The organism is Nanobdella aerobiophila, from assembly GCF_023169545.1.
GTDB classification, from domain to species: Archaea; Nanobdellota; Nanobdellia; order Nanobdellales; family Nanobdellaceae; genus Nanobdella; species Nanobdella aerobiophila.
The window spans coordinates 186786-205981 of the sequence record NZ_AP019769.1; the positions used below are offsets into that span (position 1 = coordinate 186786).

Here is a 19196-nt window from a genome sequence, read left to right on the forward strand (position 1 = left end):
TTACTTTAAATTTTTCATTTTTATATCAATCATTGCATGTATTTCTTTATATATTATTGTTAGTTTTTTATTATAATCTATATCATCTTTTAGGTTATATACAGATAAAAAAGGATATTTTTTGTAATTATTTATCTTTTTCTTTAATAATTTTTCTATTCTATTCATATTATCTTTTATTTCAGTTTCTAATTTTACTCTTAGTTTATCATATCCAATATCTAAATTAAAGTATCTTTTTGTATAATAATCTATAACTAATATAGGTTTTTCAAATGCATATAATATTATTGCATCTGCGGTTTCTTTTCCTATACCATGAATATCTAATAACTCCTTTCTAATATAATCTACTCTATTATTTATATCTATATTTTCTATAGAATCTGCAATATTTTTTATAGTTTCTAATTTTCTTGACTTAAAGGGAACTTTTATATAATTTATATCTAAGTTTTTCAAATTGTCTATATTAAATATAAAGTTTTTTGATTTTAAATATTCTATATTTTTTTCTACAAAAGACCATTTAGTATTCTGAGTTAATATAGCTCCTAATATGACTTCAATTTTCCAGTCACCTCCTGTTTTGATATGGTAGTTCAAATCTACAGGCCACCAAAGTTGTACATTACTTTCTTTAACCAATTTTATAATATTTTCTATCATATCATTATAATGATATTAAATGATAAAAAAATGAAAGATTTTATTAAAAATAAGAAAATAATAGTTGAGCCATTTGATGAAAATATGATTGGGCCTGCTTCATTGGATGTTAGATTGGGCTTTAGATTTAGGATCTTTAAAACCTTGGAAAAAGATCTTATTGATGTAAAAAATTATGAAGATATTATTTATACAAAAATAGATACAGATAATTATAAAATTAATATAGGTAAATACTCAGATATTTATATAGCAAAAGATGAAAATACTCCAATAATAATACATCCAGGTGAATTTATACTAGCATCATTATATGAGTATATAGAGGTTCCTAGTTTTTTGGTGGGGCAAATACATGGTAGGTCATCTATAGGTAGACTAGGGATAATTGTTCATACATCAGCAGGATATATAGACCCTGGATATAGAGGATATATTACATTGGAAATAGTGAATGTTAATAAGGTACCTATAAAATTATATCCTAAAATGAAAATTGCTCAGATAGTATTTTTTGAAATAGAGCCACCAGAGATTCCGTATGACAAGAGGAAAAGTTCAAAATATCTGGGTGAAGAGGGAGCAACCCAATCATTAATAACAAAAGATTTTGACTTTAAGGGCATTGGGCTATAAAATTTTATTCAGTGTAAGATATTATCTATAGAGATATTTTTATGGTTGGCCAAGTTTATATAGAACAAATATTATATAATTAGAATTATAATATCCATTTAGATATCTATTCCCATGATTTAAATTACACTTAAATTTTATACATAAAAATTCCAGCATAAGGGTGTAGTGCTTTGTCCATGAAGATAAGGTAGTTTACTAATAACTTTTAAATATTTTTTATATAGTTATGAAAAATGGTCAAAAGAACTGGACCGACTAATATTTATCTAAGGAAATTAATACATAAATTAAAAAAAGAGGGAAAAAAGAATGAAGCAGGGATATATCTATATTTAGCTAAGCTACTGAATAGATCTACCAGAAAAAGAGTAGAGGTTAATTTGGGAAAATTACAAAAATATGCTAAGGATGGTGATACAGTAGTTATACCAGGAAAGTTGTTGGCTTCAAATAATTTCAATAAAAAATTAACTATATCTGTATGGAGATATTCTCAATCGGCAAGAGAGAAAGCAGAGAAGGCTGGTAGTACAATAATATCCATTGAAGAGTTATTAGAGGCTAATCCAAAAGGTTCTAATGTAAAGATAATAATATGATCTCTTTAGGAAGGAAGTATATAAATGCAGAGAATCATATATTGGGTAGATTATCTTCTTATGTAGCGAAATATTTATTGGAAGGGTATGAAGTATATATTATAAATTCAGAAAAGGTAATAGTAACCGGAAAATGGAAAAATCTAGTTCAATATTGGAATCATAAGATCAATGAAAGAGGAGACTGGATAAAAGGTCCATTTTATCCAAAGAGGTCAGATAAGATATTGCGCAGAGTAATAGCAGGTATGCTTCCTAGAAATAATAGGGGCTCTAATGCATTAAAGAGATTAAAAGTATATCTGGGAGTACCTGATGAACTAAAGAATATAAAATTTGAAGTCATAGATGATTGTATAATATATAATAGGTTAAATACAGGAAGAATAAAAGAATATTATACTCTATCGGCGATAGCAAGACAGGTTGGTGGAAAGCTTTAAAATATTTTTAGAATAAAGATATAAAATGATTGTAATATCATCTGGTAAGAAAAAACTTGCAATTGCGAGGGCGTATATTAGAGAAGGAAGTGGAGTCATAAGGATAAATTCTAAGTTATTACAATTTTATGAACCAACTTTGGCAAGATTAAGAATATTAGAACCAGTATTATTAGCTGGACCTGAATATATATCTAAGGTAAATATTAAGGTTAGGGTAACTGGTGGTGGATATATGGGCAAAGCAGAAGCTGCTAGAATAGCAATTGCAAAGGGATTGGTAAAATATTTTGATGATGATAAATTAAAACTATTGTTTAATCAATATGATCCAAGATTATTAAAGTCAGATCCTAGGAAAAAGGAACAAAGAAAATCTCCTACTTCAAAAGCAAGAAAACATTATACAACGGCATATAGATAAAAATTTTTATTCAACCTTTTCGACTTTTACCTTTTCATCCTGTTTTATCTCTTCTGGCTCCGGTTCTTCACCAGATTTTATTGAGTATACAGCTTTAGAGATAATCCATATTTGTCCCATTGCTTTTACCAATTGGTGTGGAGCTATAATTCCCTTTATCCCTCTTTTTATCAGATCTTGATCTAGTACTCTAATTTTCCATCCATAAATTTTATTACCCGATATAATAGCATCTTCTACTTCCCCTAAGAAGTATCCGTCTTCAGTATATATCTTTGCATTTATTGTCTCAGATATTTTTTTAATATTTAATGCCATAAGAGAAAATAATCTATTAGATAATTTAAAGTTTTCTATATTTATATTTAAAAGATATCTGTTGATATAGTATCTATGGATAATAATTCGAACCATGAAGATGTTCCTGAAGTAAAAATGAAGGTTGCAGAGGCATTACAGAATGATTTATATAAAGGTATTGTTAGATTGGATACTGAAGCTATGAAAAAGATTGGTATAAGAATTGGAGATGTAGTAGAAATAGAAGGTAAGAAAAAAACAGTTGCTATTGCCCAAATGTTGCCTCCAGAAGATTATGGGCTAGGAATTATTAGAATGGATGGTATTATTAGGAAGAATGCTAATGCAACATTGGGGGGATATGTGACAGTAAGAAAAGCTTCAGTTAAAGAAGCTCAAAAAATAATATTAGCTCCATCATCTAAAGGTGTAACCTACCAATTTTCTCCAAGTTATATAAATTATATAAAAAGGTTATTAATTGGTAGAGCTGTATTAAAGGGAGACAATTTGGTTATAGTTCCAAGTTATAGGAAGAAATTTGATTTATTAGATGATTTTGAGATTACATTTGTTGAAGGTTTATTTTCTATGGGATTTTCGAATGAATTAAGGTTGACTGTAGTAAATGGTCTACCAAAGGGAGCATTAGTAATTACAGAAAACACAGAAATAGAATTATTACCTCATGCTGTAGAATCGAAAGGAGAGCTACCTGAAGTAACTTATGAAGATATTGGTGATATGGATGAGGTTGTACAAAAAGTAAGAGAATTAGTGGAATTGCCATTAAAATATCCAGAATTATTTGAAAGGCTTGGCATAGACCCACCAAAAGGTATATTATTATATGGACCTCCAGGTACAGGTAAGACTTTATTAGCAAAAGCCGTAGCAAATGAGAGTGGAGCATATTTTATAGCAATTAATGGACCTGAAATTGTTTCTAAATATGTCGGGGAAAGTGAAAAGAAATTGAGAGATATATTTGAAGAAGCTAATAAAAATGCACCTGCGGTAATATTTATAGATGAGATAGACGCAATAGCTCCTAAAAGAGATGAGGCAGTAGGAGAAGTAGAAAGAAGGTTAGTTGCCCAATTATTGACCTTAATGGATGGTTTAAAGGCAAGGGGTAAGGTAATAGTCATAGCAGCAACTAATAGACCTGATGCTGTAGATCCAGCATTAAGAAGACCCGGAAGGTTTGATAGAGAAATAGAGGTACCAGTTCCAAATGAACATGGTAGATATCAAATATTGAAGGTACATACAAGAAATGTTCCTATAGGAAAAATAGTAGAAGATAATGGAAAAAAGATATATACTTTATTAAATGAAAAAGAAAAAGACGAATTGATAAGAAAGTTGGCATCTATAACATACGGCTACGTAGGTGCAGATCTTTCTGCTTTAGTTAAAGAAGCAGCTATGAATGTTATTAGAAGGATATTACCAGAAATTGAAAGATATGGAGATAAAATACCAGATGAACTATTAGAGCAGATGGTTGTTACAGAAGAAGATTTTATGTCTTCATTAAAATTAGTTCCACCATCTGCAATGAGGGAAGTATTGGTAGAAGTTCCGAAGGTTAGGTGGAATGATATTGGAGGATTAAAGGAGATAAAACAGCAATTAAAAGAATCGATAGAATGGCCAATAAAATATAGAAAAATATATGAAAAAGTAGGCATAGACCCACCAAAAGGTATATTATTATATGGACCTCCAGGTACAGGTAAGACTTTATTAGCAAAAGCCGTAGCAACGGAAATAGGTGCAAATTTTATAGCTATAAAAGGACCTGAAATATTCTCAAAGTGGTTTGGAGAGAGCGAAAAAATGGTTAGAGAGATATTTAGAAAGGCTAAACAAGTAGCACCCTCCGTGATATTCTTTGATGAAATTGATGCGGTAGCACCAAGAAGAGGAATAGCACATAGTATAGATGTATATGATAGTATAGTAAATCAATTATTAGCAGAAATGGATGGTATTACGACAAAAGGAGATGTAGTTACAATAGCAGCAACTAATAGACCAGATATATTAGATCCAGCATTATTAAGACCTGGAAGACTTGATAGAATAATATATATACCAGCGCCAGATTATGAATCAAGATTGGAAATATTAAAGATAAAAACTAGGAGTGTACCACTAGCTAAAGATGTTAGTTTAGAGGAGTTGGCTAGGATAACTGAGGGTTATAGTGGTGCAGATTTAGAATTATTAGTTAAAGAAGCAGCTATGAATGGACTTAGAAAAATATATAATGAAATTAAGCTTGACAATGATAGTGATCAAGAAACTCTGAAGAAAATAGAAGCATTAAATATATTTATAACTATGAGCGATTTCAGAGAAGCACTGAACAGGGTCAGACCATCAATAACTAAAGATATGGAAAATTATTACAAAACCTTCACAGAAACATTTAGAACTAATATATTGAATAATAATTCAAATAAGTATTATGGATAGTTTTTTTATTTCTCAAAGATTATTTTTTGGCGATAAATTAAATGAAAGAATTTTTAATTCTTCAGCTACGATAGTTGGTTTAGGGGGTTTGGGGTCTTGGATAGCGGAAATTTTAACTAGAATTGGTATAAAAAGGTTAAATCTTGTAGATTTTGATATTGTTGAAGAAAAAAATTTGAATAGGCAAAATTTCACTTTAAAAGATAGGAAGAAATACAAAATTGATGCTATAGAGGAAAGATTAAAGGAGATAAGAGAGGATATAGATATAAAAAAATATCAAAAGATTCATGATGATATTTTTGATACTGATATATTTTTTGATGCAGTGGATGATATAAATACAAAATTTTTATTAAACGAATACTCTGTTTATCTAAATAAACCTTATATATTCGGGTCTGTTGTTATGTCAGAGGGGTATGTAGGTTTAATAAATCCAAAGGATTTTTGTTTTTATGACATATTCTCTAACAAAACTAACTTTATGACCTGTAATTTGTATGGTGTAGATCCTGCTTCTGTAATATTCGCATCATCTTTAATGGTTGAATTATTTTTAAAATATTTAGACAGATATAATAATGGAATTCTATATCATTTTAATCTAAAAAGATTTGATTTGTATGAAGTAAAGGTTAGGAAAAATAATTGTAAAATATGTGTAAGGAAGGAATATGAAAGAATATGGAAATAATAGATATAATAAATGAAATAAAGAAGAAAGATAATCTAAGAAATGTTTCTGATAAGGTAGTTGAAAATATAGTAAGGAAGGAATTAAAAAAGAGGCCATATTTATATGATAGACTATATAATATAAGAAACGTAAAACAATTAAAAAATGATCCAGATTTTTATTTATTTTTTAAAGAAGTAAGAAAAATATTACATGATATATATGAAGTATTTTCTATTGACCAAAATATTCAAAATATTATATTTGATGAAGAATTAAGTCTAGAGCAGAAGATAATTAACCTACTAATGTCAGCTAAATCTACAGCTGAAAGGTTAAATTTCTATAAAGAAGTATATGAAAATATATTTATAGACGAACCAGATGAGATACTGGATCTTGCTTCAGGTTTGAATCCACTATCTATATTTTTTTCTGATAAAAAGCCCAATAAATATTATTATACGGATATTTCTGAAGAAATACTTGATATAAATTATCAGATTTTAAATATTCTGAATGTAGATAATGAAGGTTGGTTGATAGATCTATTCGAACCAGATGAAAGAATATACAAACATTATCAATACATATTCTTTTGGAAAATATTTCCTTTATTGGAAAAATATGATTATTATTTACCAAGGAATATAATAGCAAATCTAGATTTTGATTATTTAATTATTTCATTTTCACAAAAAAGTATCGGAAAAAGGAAGAATATAGGATTAGCATGGAGATATAAAATAAAAAGGTTCTTCCTATATAAATTAAATTATAAAATAATAAAAGAATTTGATATACCTTATGAGTTTTTTATGATTGTAAAGAAATAGCATTTTTAATATTTAATATATCATTTTTATTATATATATCGAGATTATTTTCATTAAATATCCATACTTCTATATCTATATTTTGAGATTTTTCGTAATATTTTACTAAATTATATAGTTGGTATAAATCCATATAATTTATATTATGTAATTTTATTTTTTTTCTGTTCCTCTTTACTTGTATAAGTTTTATTTTACCATCTCTACTTAGTGCTATAATATCTATAGGAGAATGAGAACCTGGAGTCCTCCAGGTAGTATAACCCTGTTTTTCCAAAATACTTTTTACTTTTCTTTCATAATAATATCCTATTTTATAGTTGTTTGCCATATATATGAATAATATTTACTAATATAAAAGTATAATTTCAATATCTTTATTATGAACGATATGGACCAATATTTTTCGGATATAAGAAAGAAGACCTTAGAGGCCTATGAGCTTGCAAAAAAGGCTAGATTACTAAAATTAGATTCTACTGATGATGTAGAGATCCCAATATCCGAAGATATGTCTGAAAGAATAGTTAATTTATTGTCTAATATAGATCCTATAATAAAAGAAATAAATCTACCTGAAAAAATAAGGGAAATAGAAAAACAATATAAAGCTCTATCATTTGCTACCATATTAAAGATTGCTGATTATGTCTCTGAACAGATATATAATAAAACGAAAGATAAGCTAAGAGCAATAGATCTAGGTATTAGGTCTGCATTTACATATCATACTCTAGGAGTTGTAGCAGCATCTACAGAAGGCATTATTAAGGTAATCTCAAAAAAAAGAAGAGATAATAAAGAATATTTATCTATATATTATGCAGGACCTGTTAGATCTGCAGGAGGTACTCCGCAGGCATTTTCTGTAGTTGTTGCAGATCTATTAAGAAAAAAGTTTGGTTATGAAAAATGGGATCCAGATAATGATGAAGTACAGAGATACGTAATTGAAGTATATGACTATAAAAGAATGGCGCATTTGCAGTATACACCAAAAAAGGAAGAATTAGAATTCGTTCTACAGAACCTACCAATAGAAATTAATGGTGAAGCTACATTAGAGTCCGAAGTTTCTGGTTATAAAGATTTACCAAGAATAGAAACAAACTTTATTAGAGGCGGTGCAATGCTGGTTCTAGCAGAAGGAATATGTCAAAAAGCAGGAAAAATTTGGAAAAAGCTGGAACCTGTAGCAAAAGATTTTAATTTGGAGGATTGGAAATGGTTATCGGATTATAAAAAGTTACAAGAAAGAATATATAGTAGTTCATCAGATTCAGGGGAAAAGATAAAACCAAATTCAAAATATCTTGCTCAACTAACTGCTGGAAGGCCAATTTTTTCCTTACCATCTGCGAAAGGTGGCTTTAGATTAAGATATGGCAAATCTAGGACAAATGGACATGAAGCATCATCTATTCATCCTGCGGCTGCTGCTTTGACATACAATTTCTTAGCATGGGGTACACAAATTGCAGTTGAGAGACCTGGAAAAGCATCGGCAGTTACATTTTCAGATACTATAGAACCTCCTGTTGTAAAATTAAAAGATGGTTCTGTTAAAAAAATATATTCTGAAAAGATTGCTAAAGAATTGATAGATAAAAATCTAGTAGAAAAAATATTATTTTTAGGTGATATACTATTTACTTATGGAGACTTTTTGGATAATGGTCATATATTGGTTCCTGTAGGATATTGTGAAGAATGGTGGGTTTTAGAATTTGAGAAGAATGCTAAAGAAAAATTAAAAGATTTTGAAGTAGTTTTTGATATGCTTAAACCTAGAAAAATGTTTGAAATAAAAAATCTTGATAAATTGTCTGATTATTTAAATATAGATAAATCAAAATTAGAAGGTTATATAAGAGATCCATTAAGAATAAAACCAGATCTTATTGATTCTCTAAAAATATCATTGTTATTGGATGTACCATTACATCCTTTGTATACCTATTTCTGGAAAGATATATCAGCAGATGATATAATATATTTATTGAATTACATTAAAGATAATTCTAAAATAGATATAGAAAAGATAAAAATAGGTGACAAAGAAGTTAATATAGCTAGAAGAATAGAAATAAATTATGATGAAAATGTAAAGAGGATTTTAGAAGAGATTTTAATAGAACATAATCTAGAAAATAATAAAATTATAATAAATTATCCGGATTCTGCTGCTTTTTATTTACAAGTTGGATATATAAATGATATACCTAGTAAAGGTGCAGAAAACAATGGATATGAAATAATTAGCAGGGTATCTGTATTAAAAATAAGGGACAAGGTAGGTACTTATATAGGATTAAGGATGGGGAGACCTGAAAAGGCGAGGATTAGAGAACTAACAGGTTCTATAGTTGTACTATTTCCAGTAGGTAAAGAAGGTGGAAGAATGAGGAACTTAATGGAGTCTAGAAATTATGGAAAAATTTTAGCAGATTTAAAATTATATTATTGTCCAAATTGTAAAATATATGTACCATATAGAAAATGTATATTTTGTAAGTCTGATACAAAATTACTAAATACTGAAGATAATAAAACTCATAAGGTATACAATATAGATATAGGAAAATATATTGAGGCTGCGTTAAAAAATCTAAATATGGATTCTTCTCAAGTACCAAAAATAATCAAAGGACCAGAAGGTTTATCTTCGAAGGATAAAGAACCAGAAAGATTAGAAAAAGGGATATTGAGGGCTAAGTATGGGGTATTTGTATTTAGAGATGGAACTACAAGATTTGATGCAATAGAGGTTCCTATTACATATTTTAAGCCAAAAGATTTATTATTTACACCGATAGAAAAATTAAAGGAATTAGGATATACTAGAGATATATATGGAAATCCATTAGAAAATGAAGAACAGATACTTGAATTAAAACCACAAGATATAATATTACCTATTGTAGGTCCATATAAAAAAGCTGGAAAGATAAAGATGGATGGATTTTTAAGATCATTGATAAATACTACTAGGTTTTTAGATGAAGAATTGGAAAGACTATATAATCTTCCTAAATATTATAATGTGGACAGGCCTGAAGATTTACTAGGGCATTTATTAATAGTATTAGCACCGCATACTTCTGCAGGCGTTGTTGGACGAATAATAGGATTTTCTAAAACACAAGCATTATTAATGCACCCATTGATGCATGCTGGTATAAGAAGAAATTGTGACGGTGACGAAGGTGGTTTTATATTATTATTAGACGCATTAATCAATTTTTCAAAAAATTATTTACCAGAAAAGAGAGGTGGTATGATGGATGCTCCATTAACAATAACATTAAAGTTAAAAGGAATGGAAGTAGATGACGAGGTACATAATTTCGATACAGTCTGGAATTATCCACTGGAGTTATATTATAATGGATTAGAGTATAGGCCAGCAGATTCTATAAAAATACAAATATATAAAGATAGATTAAATAAGGAAGATGAATATACTAATTGGGGTTTTATGCATGATATAGATTCTATAAGTAATGAAGGGAATACAGAATCTGCGTATAAGTTTTTGGGAGAGATGTTAGAAAAATTAAATTTTGAATTGAAATTATCAAGATTATTAAGATCTGTTGATCCTGTTGTAGTTGCAAATTTAGTAATAAATCTACATTTTGCTAGAGATATAAAAGGAAATCTAAGAAAATTTTCTGAGCAAGAGTTTAGATGCATAAAATGTAATACTAAGTATAGAAGAATCCCGCTATCTGGGAAATGCATAAGATGTAATGGAAAAATTGTAATGACTGTTACATATGGCAGCGTTATAAAATATTTAGAGCCTAGTTTATGGCTATCTGAAAATTTACATTTAGATGAATATACATCTTCAAGTCTTAGGGCTTTAAAAGAGAAGATTGATGAAACATTTGGAAATGTATCTAAGGAAAGGAAATTAAAAGATTTCTTTAATATATAATGTTTATTTTATCTGGTATTGGTAATAATATAGATGAAATTCCAATTGGTTTGATTAATAATATAAAAGATGCGGATCTAGTATTTTTAGAATATTATACAAACTTTGTAGATAATAGTATATTAAAATATCTATTAAATATAAATAGTAATATAAAATTGATTGATAGAGATTTTGTGGAGTATAAATTAGAAAATATAATATTGAATAATAAAGATAAGAAAATAATATTAATAGTGTCGGGAAATCCTCTATTTGCTACTACACATTTTTATTTTATTGAATTATGTAAGAAAAATAATATAAATTTTAAAATAATAAATTCAGCTTCTGTATTTGATGAAGTTGGTAAAACAGGTTTGTTCTTATATAAATTTGGTAGAATAATATCTGTTCCATTTCATGAATCTACAGATTTTTATGATAATATAATAAATAACTATAGAAATAATTTACATACATTATTATTATTGGATTTAGATCCAAAGAATAATATTTATCTAGATCATAAAGAAGCTATAAGGAAGATAATGAATTTAGATAAGAATAGAGTGTTTAATGAAGATTTTAAGTTAATAGTATGTTCCAAATTGAACAGGGACGGTGAAAAAATATATTATGACTCTATAAGAAATCTAATGAATATGAATATAGAGCCACCTTTATGTATAATAATACCGTCAAATTTAAATAAAATAGAAGAGGATTTTTTATCATGTATGATATCTTAATATCGAAGGTAAAAGATAACCCATATATACTGTTTTTTTTAACATTATTCTCTATAATATTTGCAACATTAATATCTATTAAGAGCGGATCGGAGGGTGGCATATTAATCATAGCGATATCGTTAGTTCCATTAGTTCAAGTATATAATAAATTAATAGAAAAAGATGAAAAATTGTCAGAAAAAATATTATCTAATCATAATATATTTTATAGATACAAGGACTATATACTTGCTTCATTTATAATATTTTTTGGATCGGTTATCGGGTTTTATATAGGCTATTTAATAAATTATAATTTATTTTTTCCGCAATTACAAGCCATAGAAAATATAAAAATGCATGTGCTGAGTTTATCTTATGGGCAAGCAATAAATACTAATAATTTCTTTAGTTATATATTATTTAACAATATGGAGGTACTATTATTATTTTTTTCATTTTCTATATTATTTGGTGCAGGTGCAATATATCTATTATTATGGAACTCATCAATTATAGGTGTTTTTCTTGGTTTAAAGGCATTTAATTTAAATACATCAAATTTATTATATAAATATATATTATATCCTGTCTATAGTTTAATATTAATACTACCTCACGGTTTGCTAGAATTTCTAGCTTATTTTTTAGCTGCTTTATCTGGTAATATATTATCTATAGCATTTGTAAAAGGATTAGATAAAGAAATATTAGAAAAAATATTATCCGATTCTTTAGCATTATTTGTATTATCCATACTATTCTTATTTACTGCGGCATTTATAGAAGCTTATATTATTTAATTACAATTTTTTTATATGTATGAATCATTTGAGTATATAGAAGAAGGTATAATATACTGTAAGGTAAAATCTATATTAAAAGATAAGGTAATATTTGATATAAATAGTAAGGAGTATTCTTTCGACAAGACAATTGATATGAACTATTTAAAAGAAGGAGATTATGTTAGATTTTATATAAAAGACAATAAAATAATCTACATAGAGACTATATCAAAGGAATTTTATGATAGGATGTATTATATAATCAGTCAATTATATAACTAATCCTTTTTTATATTTTTTTATAAATATAATCCAAAATATTACTAAGAACATAGTTGTAAATATTTCCCATAATACATTATGTACAAAATATGGGTTTAAATTAAATCTTACATATAGAAAAAATACAGACCATAATCTAAATATATTTAGAATATATAATATTAAGCTTGAATAGATAAAATACATAATCTTATTTCTTATATTTAATATAGGTGTAGAAAATATCATTGCAAATATAGCAAATACAGATTTAAATCCTGTACATTCTTGATCTATTATAAAATTTACAGAGCCTACATGTAATGTATTGGCAGTTAATATATATTCTATATTTGATAATGTTAATATATATCCTATAAATTTAGAATAAGATAATAAAAATGATTGTGGTAATATAATATAATAATAGCTAAATAAAGATAAAGGTATAGAATAAATTAACATATTTAGAAAAAATATAGCAATTATTAATTCTTTTCTTATCATCTTACTTTTCATAGATTCTTCAATTATATTAGGAAAATATTTTTTTATTATATATTCAAACATGTTTTATTTTAACTGCTAAACCATATTTAAAGTCTTTTATTTCCTTTGCCGATAGGAGTGTTTCACCAATAGCCAATAATTTATCATATCTATTTACTATTAATACAATATCTCTGGATAATATATTTTCATCAATATTTACTATAAATTTTGAGAATACAGATTTACCTTTTAATATGTAGTCTTCTGCCTCTTCGTTTACAACAACTCTATACTTTGGAAATTCTAAAAATTTTTGCAAAATCTCACCGCCATATTTTGTTATTATTATATATCCTGTACTTGGTTCTATAGATCCAAATAGCTTATTATTGATAAATATTCTTTTTATTCTATGGGTTTTTCTACTCTTTTCTAATTGTATATTTTCATAGCTTTCTAGAATCTTATCTCCAACTTTACTGCCAAATTGGTAATTTAATATAGATTTAATTATTAATGAATCCATACCAGTATAATACGAACTTTGCTGCAATTTCTTCGCCTATTATAGAATTATTATTTTCTAATAATATTGTATTATTTTCTGGGTATAAATATATTCCATAACTTTTATTTGTTGGTACGAGATATATTAATAAAGTATCATTTAATGGTATATAATAATATTTATACTGATTATTATAGTATTGGTATAATAATATTGTATTATTTTCTATAGAATTATTTTCTAAAAAGAATGTACAACCATTACTATATCCAAAACAAGTTGGTATAATATTTGGGATCTTCAAATCTATATATAATAGCTCTGCATTATAATATCCAGTTAAATTAGGATTGAATAATAATAAATATATAGATTTATTATTAATTATACTATATATCGATATATTTGGATATATATTTATATTAGATAGCTGATCTATAGAATAAGGACTAGCAATAGTTATATTATCTTTATTATAGTAATATATATTTTTGTGATTATAATATGATTTATATAATATATATATTATAAAGATTAGAAATGCAATAAAAATAATCATACTTATTATCTTGTCCTTTTTCATAATCTATAGAAATTTACAAAATATATATAAATATTAATAAGAGTAAATTAATAATAATGAATGAGATAGAAGAAAGATTATTGAGTGCCTTGAGACAGCACCCATACGGTCTTACAATATCTGAACTATCTAAAAATTTTAAGATAAATAGGATAACATTATCTAAACATTTGGAAGTTTTAAAAGAAAGAGGATATTTAAATTATAGAAATGTTGGAAAGGCGAAAGTTTGGTATATAAATGAAGATGTGAACTTCTTAGAGATGATACATGGGGATGTAATGCTAACAAAATTAATAAAATTAGATAGAAATAGCTTTCTTAGTATAGCGGATATAAAATTTTTGATATTACCATCAGAAATACTACAAGTACTATATTTACAATCATTAGAAATAAATAATGTTAATTTTATAAGAGATGTTGGTAAAAGATTTGGAATATTGATGGCTACTACATATAAGATGTACTCTGGTGTGGAGAGGATTCTTAATGAAGATCTATTAAATGAAATAATAAAATTGTATGAAAAGATCGGTTTTGGAAAGATTGAAGAGATATTTATAGATATAAAAACACTAGATATTATAATAAATTTGAGTTCATCAATTGAGGCATTAATATTAAAAGATATAGAAGATTTATTAAAGGAAAAAAATACCGAAATAAAAGAATATTTTACGGAAGGATATTTTGAAGGCTTGTTAAGTACGTTATTTGGAATACCTATGTTATCTATAAATAAAAAAACAATATATAACGAAGATAAGACAGAAATAGTGATTCGAAGAAAATGATTATATGCATTACAGGCGTACCTGGTTGTGGTAAGAGTACAATTGCGAAAGAATTATCTAAAAAAATGAATATTGAAGTATTAGATATATCTAGATTTTCAATAGAGAATAAGTTGTATGAAAATTATGATGATGCATATAATACTTATATAGTAGATGAAGAAAAATTATTTAGCAAAATAGATGAATATATAAAAAATAAGGATAATATAATTATAGAAGGGAATTTTTCTCATTTATATAATAAGTGCGATATATGTATAATAATAAAAACAGATCCAAATATACTTTATAAAAGGTTAAAAGAAAGAAACTATCCATATTACAAAATTTTTGAAAATATATGGGCTATGAATCTCGAAGTCTTAGAAGATGAATTGGAAAGTATAAAAAGGCCATACTATATATTTTTTAATAATAATAAAGAAGATATAGAAATAATAGTTAAAAATATACTAGAAATAATAAATAAAGGATAAAAATAAGGGTATTTAGATATGAAGTAATCAAAGACTTATAAGTTTTATTTAAAATTATATACTATGGCAGAAGATAGAAAAGGACTATATCCTATGGTATTATCTCCAGAAAAATATGCAAGAACAATTGGTAGAGAAGCAATGAGATCAAATATTATGGCGGCTATTATTGTATCAGAAATATTAAAGACATCTCTGGGCCCAAGAGGAATGGATAAAATGTTAGTAGATGAGCTAGGAGATGTCACTGTTACGAATGATGGAGCTACAATATTAGATCAGATGCATGTCGAACATCCTGCAGCAAAGTTAATTATCGAAATAGCAAAAACTCAAGATAAGGAAGTAGGTGATGGTACGAAGAGATCTACAGTACTGGCAGGAGAGTTATTAAAAAGAGCAGATGAATTATTAGATAAGAATGTCCATCCAACAATATTAATGGAGGGTTATAAAAAAGCAGAATTATTGGCTGAAAAGATAGTGTCAAATTTAGCAGAAAAAATTTCTATAGAAGATGAGGGATCTCTTATAAAAATTGCTAAGTCTGCTCTTTCATCAAAATTAGCGTCCATATATTCTGATGTGCTGGGAAAAATAATTGTAGATGCTGTAAAGAGGGTTACAAGCGTTGTAGATCTTGGTAATGGAAATAAGAAAATAATCGTAGATTTGGATTCATTAAAAATTGAGAAAAAGGTAGGTGGTGGAGTTGAGGAGACAGAATTAATAGAAGGAATAGTAATAGATAAAGAAAGAATACATGGTGAAATGCCAAAAATAGTTTCAAAGGCAAAAATTGCGTTAATAGGTGATGCCATAGAAATAAAAGAGACAGAAACGGATGCAAGAATAAATATAAGTACTCCAGATCAGTTAGAACAATTCTTGAATAAAGAAAAAGAGATGTTGAAAAAGATGGTAGATAAGATAAAACAGATAGGTGCAAATGTTGTATTAGTACAGAAAGGTGTGGATGACTTAGCAGCATATTATTTTGCAAAATATGGTATATTAGCAGTAAGAAGAGTTAAGAAATCAGATATGGAAAAATTAGCAAAAGCAACAGGTGCAAAGATAATAAATTCAATAGATGAACTATCTCAATCTGATTTAGGTGAAGCAGAATTAGTAGAAGAAAGGAAAGTAGCAGATGAAAATATGTTATTTGTAACAGGATGTAAAAATCCAAAAGCAGTCACAATATTAATAAGGGCAGGTTCTGAACATGTTGCAGATGAGATAGAGAGATCCATAAATGATGCAGTTAGAGATATAGCAACAGTTATAAGATACGGAAAAATTATAGCTGGTGGTGGTGCGATAGAAATGGAATTATCAGAGGCAATAAGAAAAGAAGCAAAGAAAGAATCATCTAAAGTTCAGATGGCTATGTTGGCATTTGCAGATGCATTAGAGGCTATACCAGCTGCATTGGCAGAAAATGCGGGTATGGATACAATTGAAGCAATGACAGAATTAAGGGCAAGTCATGAGCAGGGTAAAAAATGGTACGGTATAGATGCATCAGAGGGTAAAGTTACAGATATGTGGGCTAAAAATGTAATAGAACCAGCAAGTATAACATTACAAGCGATAAAATCAGCTACAGAAGCAGCAATAATGATATTGAAGATAGATGATGTGATTGCAGCAGTAGGTAAATCTACAGGAGCGGGATCAGGAGCAGGAAGCGAGCCATCAGAAGGCTTAGAAGAATAGTTTTTTATATAAAATTTATAAATTTCTAAACTTCTATATTTTTTATGCCAGAATATGAAATTATACCTCAAGATCCAATAGATAAATTAACACAAGAAATAGAGAATTTAAAAACGGATTTAAGGGAGTTGAAGGGACAACTAAAAGATAATATTGAAAATATAAAAAGAGAACTCTCTCTACCAAATGAAAATAATCCATTATTAAGAAAGGAAGTTAATTATTCTCAAAATTTTTCTGTGGATATATCATTTTACAAGGAGATTGTAAATTCATTAATTAAAAGTAATGTGGATTTACAGGCTAAAATATCTGAATTGGTAGTAGTTTCAAATAATTTGTATAGAGAAATAAAGAATCTGCTAGATATATTTAAAGAGGCGGCAATTTCTAGAAAAGAGGCCAAGAATGATAATAATTTGAATAATGTAGATATATTAAAAAGATTAGAAAATTTAGAAAAAGCAAATTTGAAAATAGCAGAACTGTTAGATAGCTTTAAAAAATATATGGATAATTCAAAAGATAATAATGTAAAACCAGTAACAAATAATAATCCATTATATAGAAAGATATAAAAACATTAGATGTAAATATATCTTATGAAAAAAGGCCAATCTAATTTAGTGAGTTATCTTTTACTAGGTTTAATTATAGTAGGTCTGTCCGTTGGTATTTATGAGTGGGGTATCCCAGTTATACAAAAATCTCAGTTAAAGACTTCAATAAGTGGTATACAGGCTTCATTAACTACATTGGCTAGTACTATACAAGATGTGGCGGAAAGTAAAGGTAGTCAGGTGGTATCAATATCTTTGCCTTCTGGACCATTGAATATAAATTACAATGATATACAATATTCATTTCAATCTCCAGAAATATACTACAATCCATCTGTACCTGCAATACCAATAAATTATAATATATTCATACCTTGTACTGTAAATAATACATTGACTATAAATGGCGGAGTAGTTAATTTATGTGGTTTACCAGGACTAGAGGCATATGCAAATAGTACAAATATAGTATTAACAGATATAAATAATAATACAATAATCCTGCCATTGGAAAATATAAATAACTTAATTACAGAAGAATATGTATTTAATGTTAAGGTTAGTAATAATCAGGTAGATTTTATACCAGAATACAATACTGGTGTAGCAAACTCCCAGTATTATCCCGCCTGTTTATTAACTGCTGTTCAATTGGGTAAGGAGATTGAGTATCAGATAGAGTGTAGACCAATGTATAATCCACAAAATGGTCAGTGTACATGGATTAATATAGTTCCGGCAGGGCAGACAGGGACTACTGCTTCTGGAACTGTAAATATAAATCTACAATATAATGGTATAAATGTAGAGAATGTAAATTCTACAATATGTAATCAATTAATCTTATATAATATAGAAGCTTCTATATCTTAATGGTAGAGAATGCATTTGAAATAACTTTAATTACTTTAATACTATTTTTTACTTCCATTATAATAGTTACTCTTTTTAGAGATATAACCAATGTAAATAATTATGATGAATTTACTTTAAATTATATAGGTAATAATATATATTTGTGTGTTAATCTTGCTTATCTATATAACTTATCTAGTATATACTGTAATCCATCTAGTAATTATAATTTTTTTGTGTCTTCTACAGGAAAAAATCTTTATGTTCAATATTCTAATATAGAAAAAATATATAATTTATATCAAGGCTATTCGTACTCTCCTTTATATGGAGAGAGTGAGGACTCTTTTTATATAATATACAATAATAAGACATCTATAGTCGATAGAGGATATTATATAGAATCATAAATATTTATA

The 19196-nt window shown here is 27.1% G+C and carries 23 protein-coding genes; 17 read left to right on the forward strand and 6 right to left on the reverse strand.

Annotated features, from left to right (window positions below; genetic code table 11):
- Window positions 1–669, reverse strand: a complete 669-nt coding sequence (locus MJ2HA_RS01085; protein WP_258393422.1) for a hypothetical protein — start codon at window positions 667–669, stop codon at window positions 1–3.
- Between the two features lie 9 nt (window positions 670–678).
- Between MJ2HA_RS01085 and dcd the strand changes: the two genes are divergently transcribed.
- From dcd to MJ2HA_RS01105, 4 genes are all read left to right on the forward strand, one after another.
- The gene (dcd, locus tag MJ2HA_RS01090) at window positions 679–1305 is read left to right on the forward strand and encodes a dCTP deaminase (RefSeq protein WP_258393423.1); all 627 of its coding nucleotides are present in this window, start codon (window positions 679–681) and stop codon (window positions 1303–1305) included.
- A gap of 236 nt (window positions 1306–1541) precedes the next feature.
- Complete coding sequence (locus MJ2HA_RS01095; protein ID WP_258393424.1) at window positions 1542–1907, forward strand: 50S ribosomal protein L18e; 366 nt, start codon at window positions 1542–1544, stop codon at window positions 1905–1907.
- Window positions 1904–2350, forward strand: coding sequence for a 50S ribosomal protein L13 (gene rplM / locus MJ2HA_RS01100; RefSeq protein WP_258393425.1), 447 nt, complete (start codon window positions 1904–1906; stop codon window positions 2348–2350). The genes MJ2HA_RS01095 and rplM overlap by 4 nt, the downstream gene beginning before the upstream one ends.
- 25 nt (window positions 2351–2375) lie before the next feature.
- Entirely contained in the window at window positions 2376–2774 is a 399-nt protein-coding gene (locus MJ2HA_RS01105; protein WP_258393426.1) for a 30S ribosomal protein S9, read from the forward strand.
- Window positions 2775–2780: 6 nt separating this feature from the next.
- Here the strand turns inward: MJ2HA_RS01105 and MJ2HA_RS01110 are convergent, their stop codons facing one another.
- The gene (locus tag MJ2HA_RS01110; RefSeq protein ID WP_258393427.1) at window positions 2781–3092 is read right to left on the reverse strand and encodes a hypothetical protein; all 312 of its coding nucleotides are present in this window, start codon (window positions 3090–3092) and stop codon (window positions 2781–2783) included.
- Window positions 3093–3167: 75 nt separating this feature from the next.
- Here MJ2HA_RS01110 and MJ2HA_RS01115 point away from each other — a divergent pair, with 75 nt between their 5' ends.
- Genes MJ2HA_RS01115 through MJ2HA_RS01125 form a run of 3 tightly spaced genes read left to right on the forward strand, consistent with a single transcriptional unit; the run spans window position 3168 to window position 7076 of the window.
- Window positions 3168–5561, forward strand: a complete 2394-nt coding sequence (locus MJ2HA_RS01115; protein WP_258393428.1) for a CDC48 family AAA ATPase — start codon at window positions 3168–3170, stop codon at window positions 5559–5561.
- The gene (locus MJ2HA_RS01120; protein WP_258393429.1) at window positions 5554–6258 is read left to right on the forward strand and encodes a HesA/MoeB/ThiF family protein; all 705 of its coding nucleotides are present in this window, start codon (window positions 5554–5556) and stop codon (window positions 6256–6258) included. Before MJ2HA_RS01115 ends, MJ2HA_RS01120 begins: the two co-directional genes overlap by 8 nt.
- Window positions 6249–7076: a hypothetical protein gene (locus MJ2HA_RS01125; protein ID WP_258393430.1), complete on the forward strand. Its 828-nt coding sequence runs from the start codon at window positions 6249–6251 to the stop codon at window positions 7074–7076. Before MJ2HA_RS01120 ends, MJ2HA_RS01125 begins: the two co-directional genes overlap by 10 nt.
- On the opposite strand, the gene MJ2HA_RS01130 is transcribed toward MJ2HA_RS01125, so the two are convergent.
- Window positions 7057–7407: a restriction endonuclease gene (locus tag MJ2HA_RS01130; protein ID WP_258393431.1), complete on the reverse strand. Its 351-nt coding sequence runs from the start codon at window positions 7405–7407 to the stop codon at window positions 7057–7059. The genes MJ2HA_RS01125 and MJ2HA_RS01130 overlap by 20 nt on opposite strands.
- Window positions 7408–7458: 51 nt before the next feature.
- Here MJ2HA_RS01130 and polC point away from each other — a divergent pair, with 51 nt between their 5' ends.
- Genes polC through MJ2HA_RS01150 form a run of 4 tightly spaced genes read left to right on the forward strand, consistent with a single transcriptional unit; the run spans window position 7459 to window position 12802 of the window.
- Window positions 7459–11019, forward strand: coding sequence for a DNA polymerase II large subunit (gene polC / locus MJ2HA_RS01135; RefSeq protein WP_258393432.1), 3561 nt, complete (start codon window positions 7459–7461; stop codon window positions 11017–11019).
- Entirely contained in the window at window positions 11019–11750 is a 732-nt protein-coding gene (gene dph5 / locus MJ2HA_RS01140; RefSeq protein ID WP_258393433.1) for a diphthine synthase, read from the forward strand. Before polC ends, dph5 begins: the two co-directional genes overlap by 1 nt.
- Window positions 11735–12535: a stage II sporulation protein M gene (locus MJ2HA_RS01145; protein ID WP_258393434.1), complete on the forward strand. Its 801-nt coding sequence runs from the start codon at window positions 11735–11737 to the stop codon at window positions 12533–12535. The genes dph5 and MJ2HA_RS01145 overlap by 16 nt, the downstream gene beginning before the upstream one ends.
- Window positions 12536–12550: 15 nt before the next feature.
- Window positions 12551–12802, forward strand: a complete 252-nt coding sequence (locus tag MJ2HA_RS01150; RefSeq protein WP_258393435.1) for a hypothetical protein — start codon at window positions 12551–12553, stop codon at window positions 12800–12802.
- On the opposite strand, the gene MJ2HA_RS01155 is transcribed toward MJ2HA_RS01150, so the two are convergent.
- The 3 genes from MJ2HA_RS01155 to MJ2HA_RS01165 are packed head-to-tail and all read right to left on the reverse strand — an operon-like array spanning window position 12791 to window position 14364.
- On the reverse strand, window positions 12791–13351 hold the full coding sequence (locus MJ2HA_RS01155; protein WP_258393436.1) for an exosortase/archaeosortase family protein: 561 nt from the start codon (window positions 13349–13351) through the stop codon (window positions 12791–12793). The genes MJ2HA_RS01150 and MJ2HA_RS01155 overlap by 12 nt on opposite strands.
- Entirely contained in the window at window positions 13344–13799 is a 456-nt protein-coding gene (locus MJ2HA_RS01160; protein WP_258393437.1) for a PUA domain-containing protein, read from the reverse strand. The genes MJ2HA_RS01155 and MJ2HA_RS01160 overlap by 8 nt, the downstream gene beginning before the upstream one ends.
- Window positions 13780–14364, reverse strand: coding sequence for a hypothetical protein (locus tag MJ2HA_RS01165; protein WP_258393438.1), 585 nt, complete (start codon window positions 14362–14364; stop codon window positions 13780–13782). Before MJ2HA_RS01165 ends, MJ2HA_RS01160 begins: the two co-directional genes overlap by 20 nt.
- A gap of 56 nt (window positions 14365–14420) precedes the next feature.
- Between MJ2HA_RS01165 and MJ2HA_RS01170 the strand changes: the two genes are divergently transcribed.
- The 6 genes from MJ2HA_RS01170 (at window position 14421) to MJ2HA_RS01195 (ending at window position 19187) form a co-directional block, all read left to right on the forward strand.
- Window positions 14421–15161, forward strand: a complete 741-nt coding sequence (locus MJ2HA_RS01170) for a winged helix-turn-helix domain-containing protein (RefSeq protein WP_258393439.1) — start codon at window positions 14421–14423, stop codon at window positions 15159–15161.
- Window positions 15158–15640: an AAA family ATPase gene (locus MJ2HA_RS01175; protein ID WP_258393440.1), complete on the forward strand. Its 483-nt coding sequence runs from the start codon at window positions 15158–15160 to the stop codon at window positions 15638–15640. Before MJ2HA_RS01170 ends, MJ2HA_RS01175 begins: the two co-directional genes overlap by 4 nt.
- Window positions 15641–15703: 63 nt before the next feature.
- A complete protein-coding gene (gene thsB / locus MJ2HA_RS01180; RefSeq protein WP_258393441.1) occupies window positions 15704–17362 on the forward strand; it encodes a thermosome subunit beta in 1659 nt (552 codons plus the stop codon).
- A 44-nt stretch (window positions 17363–17406) separates the two neighbouring features.
- The gene (locus tag MJ2HA_RS01185) at window positions 17407–17940 is read left to right on the forward strand and encodes a coiled-coil domain-containing protein (RefSeq protein WP_258393442.1); all 534 of its coding nucleotides are present in this window, start codon (window positions 17407–17409) and stop codon (window positions 17938–17940) included.
- Window positions 17941–17964: 24 nt separating this feature from the next.
- A complete protein-coding gene (locus tag MJ2HA_RS01190) occupies window positions 17965–18795 on the forward strand; it encodes a hypothetical protein (RefSeq protein ID WP_258393443.1) in 831 nt (276 codons plus the stop codon).
- The gene (locus MJ2HA_RS01195) at window positions 18795–19187 is read left to right on the forward strand and encodes a hypothetical protein (RefSeq protein ID WP_258393444.1); all 393 of its coding nucleotides are present in this window, start codon (window positions 18795–18797) and stop codon (window positions 19185–19187) included. Before MJ2HA_RS01190 ends, MJ2HA_RS01195 begins: the two co-directional genes overlap by 1 nt.
- Window positions 19188–19196: the final 9 nt, after the last annotated feature.

Excerpts from the sequence above, each read along its gene's own strand:
- MJ2HA_RS01085 (WP_258393422.1), bottom strand. The coding sequence starts at position 669 with ATGATAGAAAATATTATAAAATTGGTTAAAGAAAGTAATGTACAACTT.
- dcd (WP_258393423.1), top strand. The coding sequence starts at position 679 with ATGATATTAAATGATAAAAAAATGAAAGATTTTATTAAAAATAAGAAA.
- MJ2HA_RS01095 (WP_258393424.1), top strand. The coding sequence starts at position 1,542 with ATGGTCAAAAGAACTGGACCGACTAATATTTATCTAAGGAAATTAATA.
- rplM (WP_258393425.1), top strand. The coding sequence starts at position 1,904 with ATGATCTCTTTAGGAAGGAAGTATATAAATGCAGAGAATCATATATTG.
- MJ2HA_RS01105 (WP_258393426.1), top strand. The coding sequence starts at position 2,376 with ATGATTGTAATATCATCTGGTAAGAAAAAACTTGCAATTGCGAGGGCG.
- MJ2HA_RS01110 (WP_258393427.1), bottom strand. The coding sequence starts at position 3,092 with ATGGCATTAAATATTAAAAAAATATCTGAGACAATAAATGCAAAGATA.
- MJ2HA_RS01115 (WP_258393428.1), top strand. The coding sequence starts at position 3,168 with ATGGATAATAATTCGAACCATGAAGATGTTCCTGAAGTAAAAATGAAG.
- MJ2HA_RS01120 (WP_258393429.1), top strand. The coding sequence starts at position 5,554 with ATGGATAGTTTTTTTATTTCTCAAAGATTATTTTTTGGCGATAAATTA.
- MJ2HA_RS01125 (WP_258393430.1), top strand. The coding sequence starts at position 6,249 with ATGGAAATAATAGATATAATAAATGAAATAAAGAAGAAAGATAATCTA.
- MJ2HA_RS01130 (WP_258393431.1), bottom strand. The coding sequence starts at position 7,407 with ATGGCAAACAACTATAAAATAGGATATTATTATGAAAGAAAAGTAAAA.
- polC (WP_258393432.1), top strand. The coding sequence starts at position 7,459 with ATGAACGATATGGACCAATATTTTTCGGATATAAGAAAGAAGACCTTA.
- dph5 (WP_258393433.1), top strand. The coding sequence starts at position 11,019 with ATGTTTATTTTATCTGGTATTGGTAATAATATAGATGAAATTCCAATT.
- MJ2HA_RS01145 (WP_258393434.1), top strand. The coding sequence starts at position 11,735 with ATGTATGATATCTTAATATCGAAGGTAAAAGATAACCCATATATACTG.
- MJ2HA_RS01150 (WP_258393435.1), top strand. The coding sequence starts at position 12,551 with ATGTATGAATCATTTGAGTATATAGAAGAAGGTATAATATACTGTAAG.
- MJ2HA_RS01155 (WP_258393436.1), bottom strand. The coding sequence starts at position 13,351 with ATGTTTGAATATATAATAAAAAAATATTTTCCTAATATAATTGAAGAA.
- MJ2HA_RS01160 (WP_258393437.1), bottom strand. The coding sequence starts at position 13,799 with ATGGATTCATTAATAATTAAATCTATATTAAATTACCAATTTGGCAGT.
- MJ2HA_RS01165 (WP_258393438.1), bottom strand. The coding sequence starts at position 14,364 with ATGAAAAAGGACAAGATAATAAGTATGATTATTTTTATTGCATTTCTA.
- MJ2HA_RS01170 (WP_258393439.1), top strand. The coding sequence starts at position 14,421 with ATGAATGAGATAGAAGAAAGATTATTGAGTGCCTTGAGACAGCACCCA.
- MJ2HA_RS01175 (WP_258393440.1), top strand. The coding sequence starts at position 15,158 with ATGATTATATGCATTACAGGCGTACCTGGTTGTGGTAAGAGTACAATT.
- thsB (WP_258393441.1), top strand. The coding sequence starts at position 15,704 with ATGGCAGAAGATAGAAAAGGACTATATCCTATGGTATTATCTCCAGAA.
- MJ2HA_RS01185 (WP_258393442.1), top strand. The coding sequence starts at position 17,407 with ATGCCAGAATATGAAATTATACCTCAAGATCCAATAGATAAATTAACA.
- MJ2HA_RS01190 (WP_258393443.1), top strand. The coding sequence starts at position 17,965 with ATGAAAAAAGGCCAATCTAATTTAGTGAGTTATCTTTTACTAGGTTTA.
- MJ2HA_RS01195 (WP_258393444.1), top strand. The coding sequence starts at position 18,795 with ATGGTAGAGAATGCATTTGAAATAACTTTAATTACTTTAATACTATTT.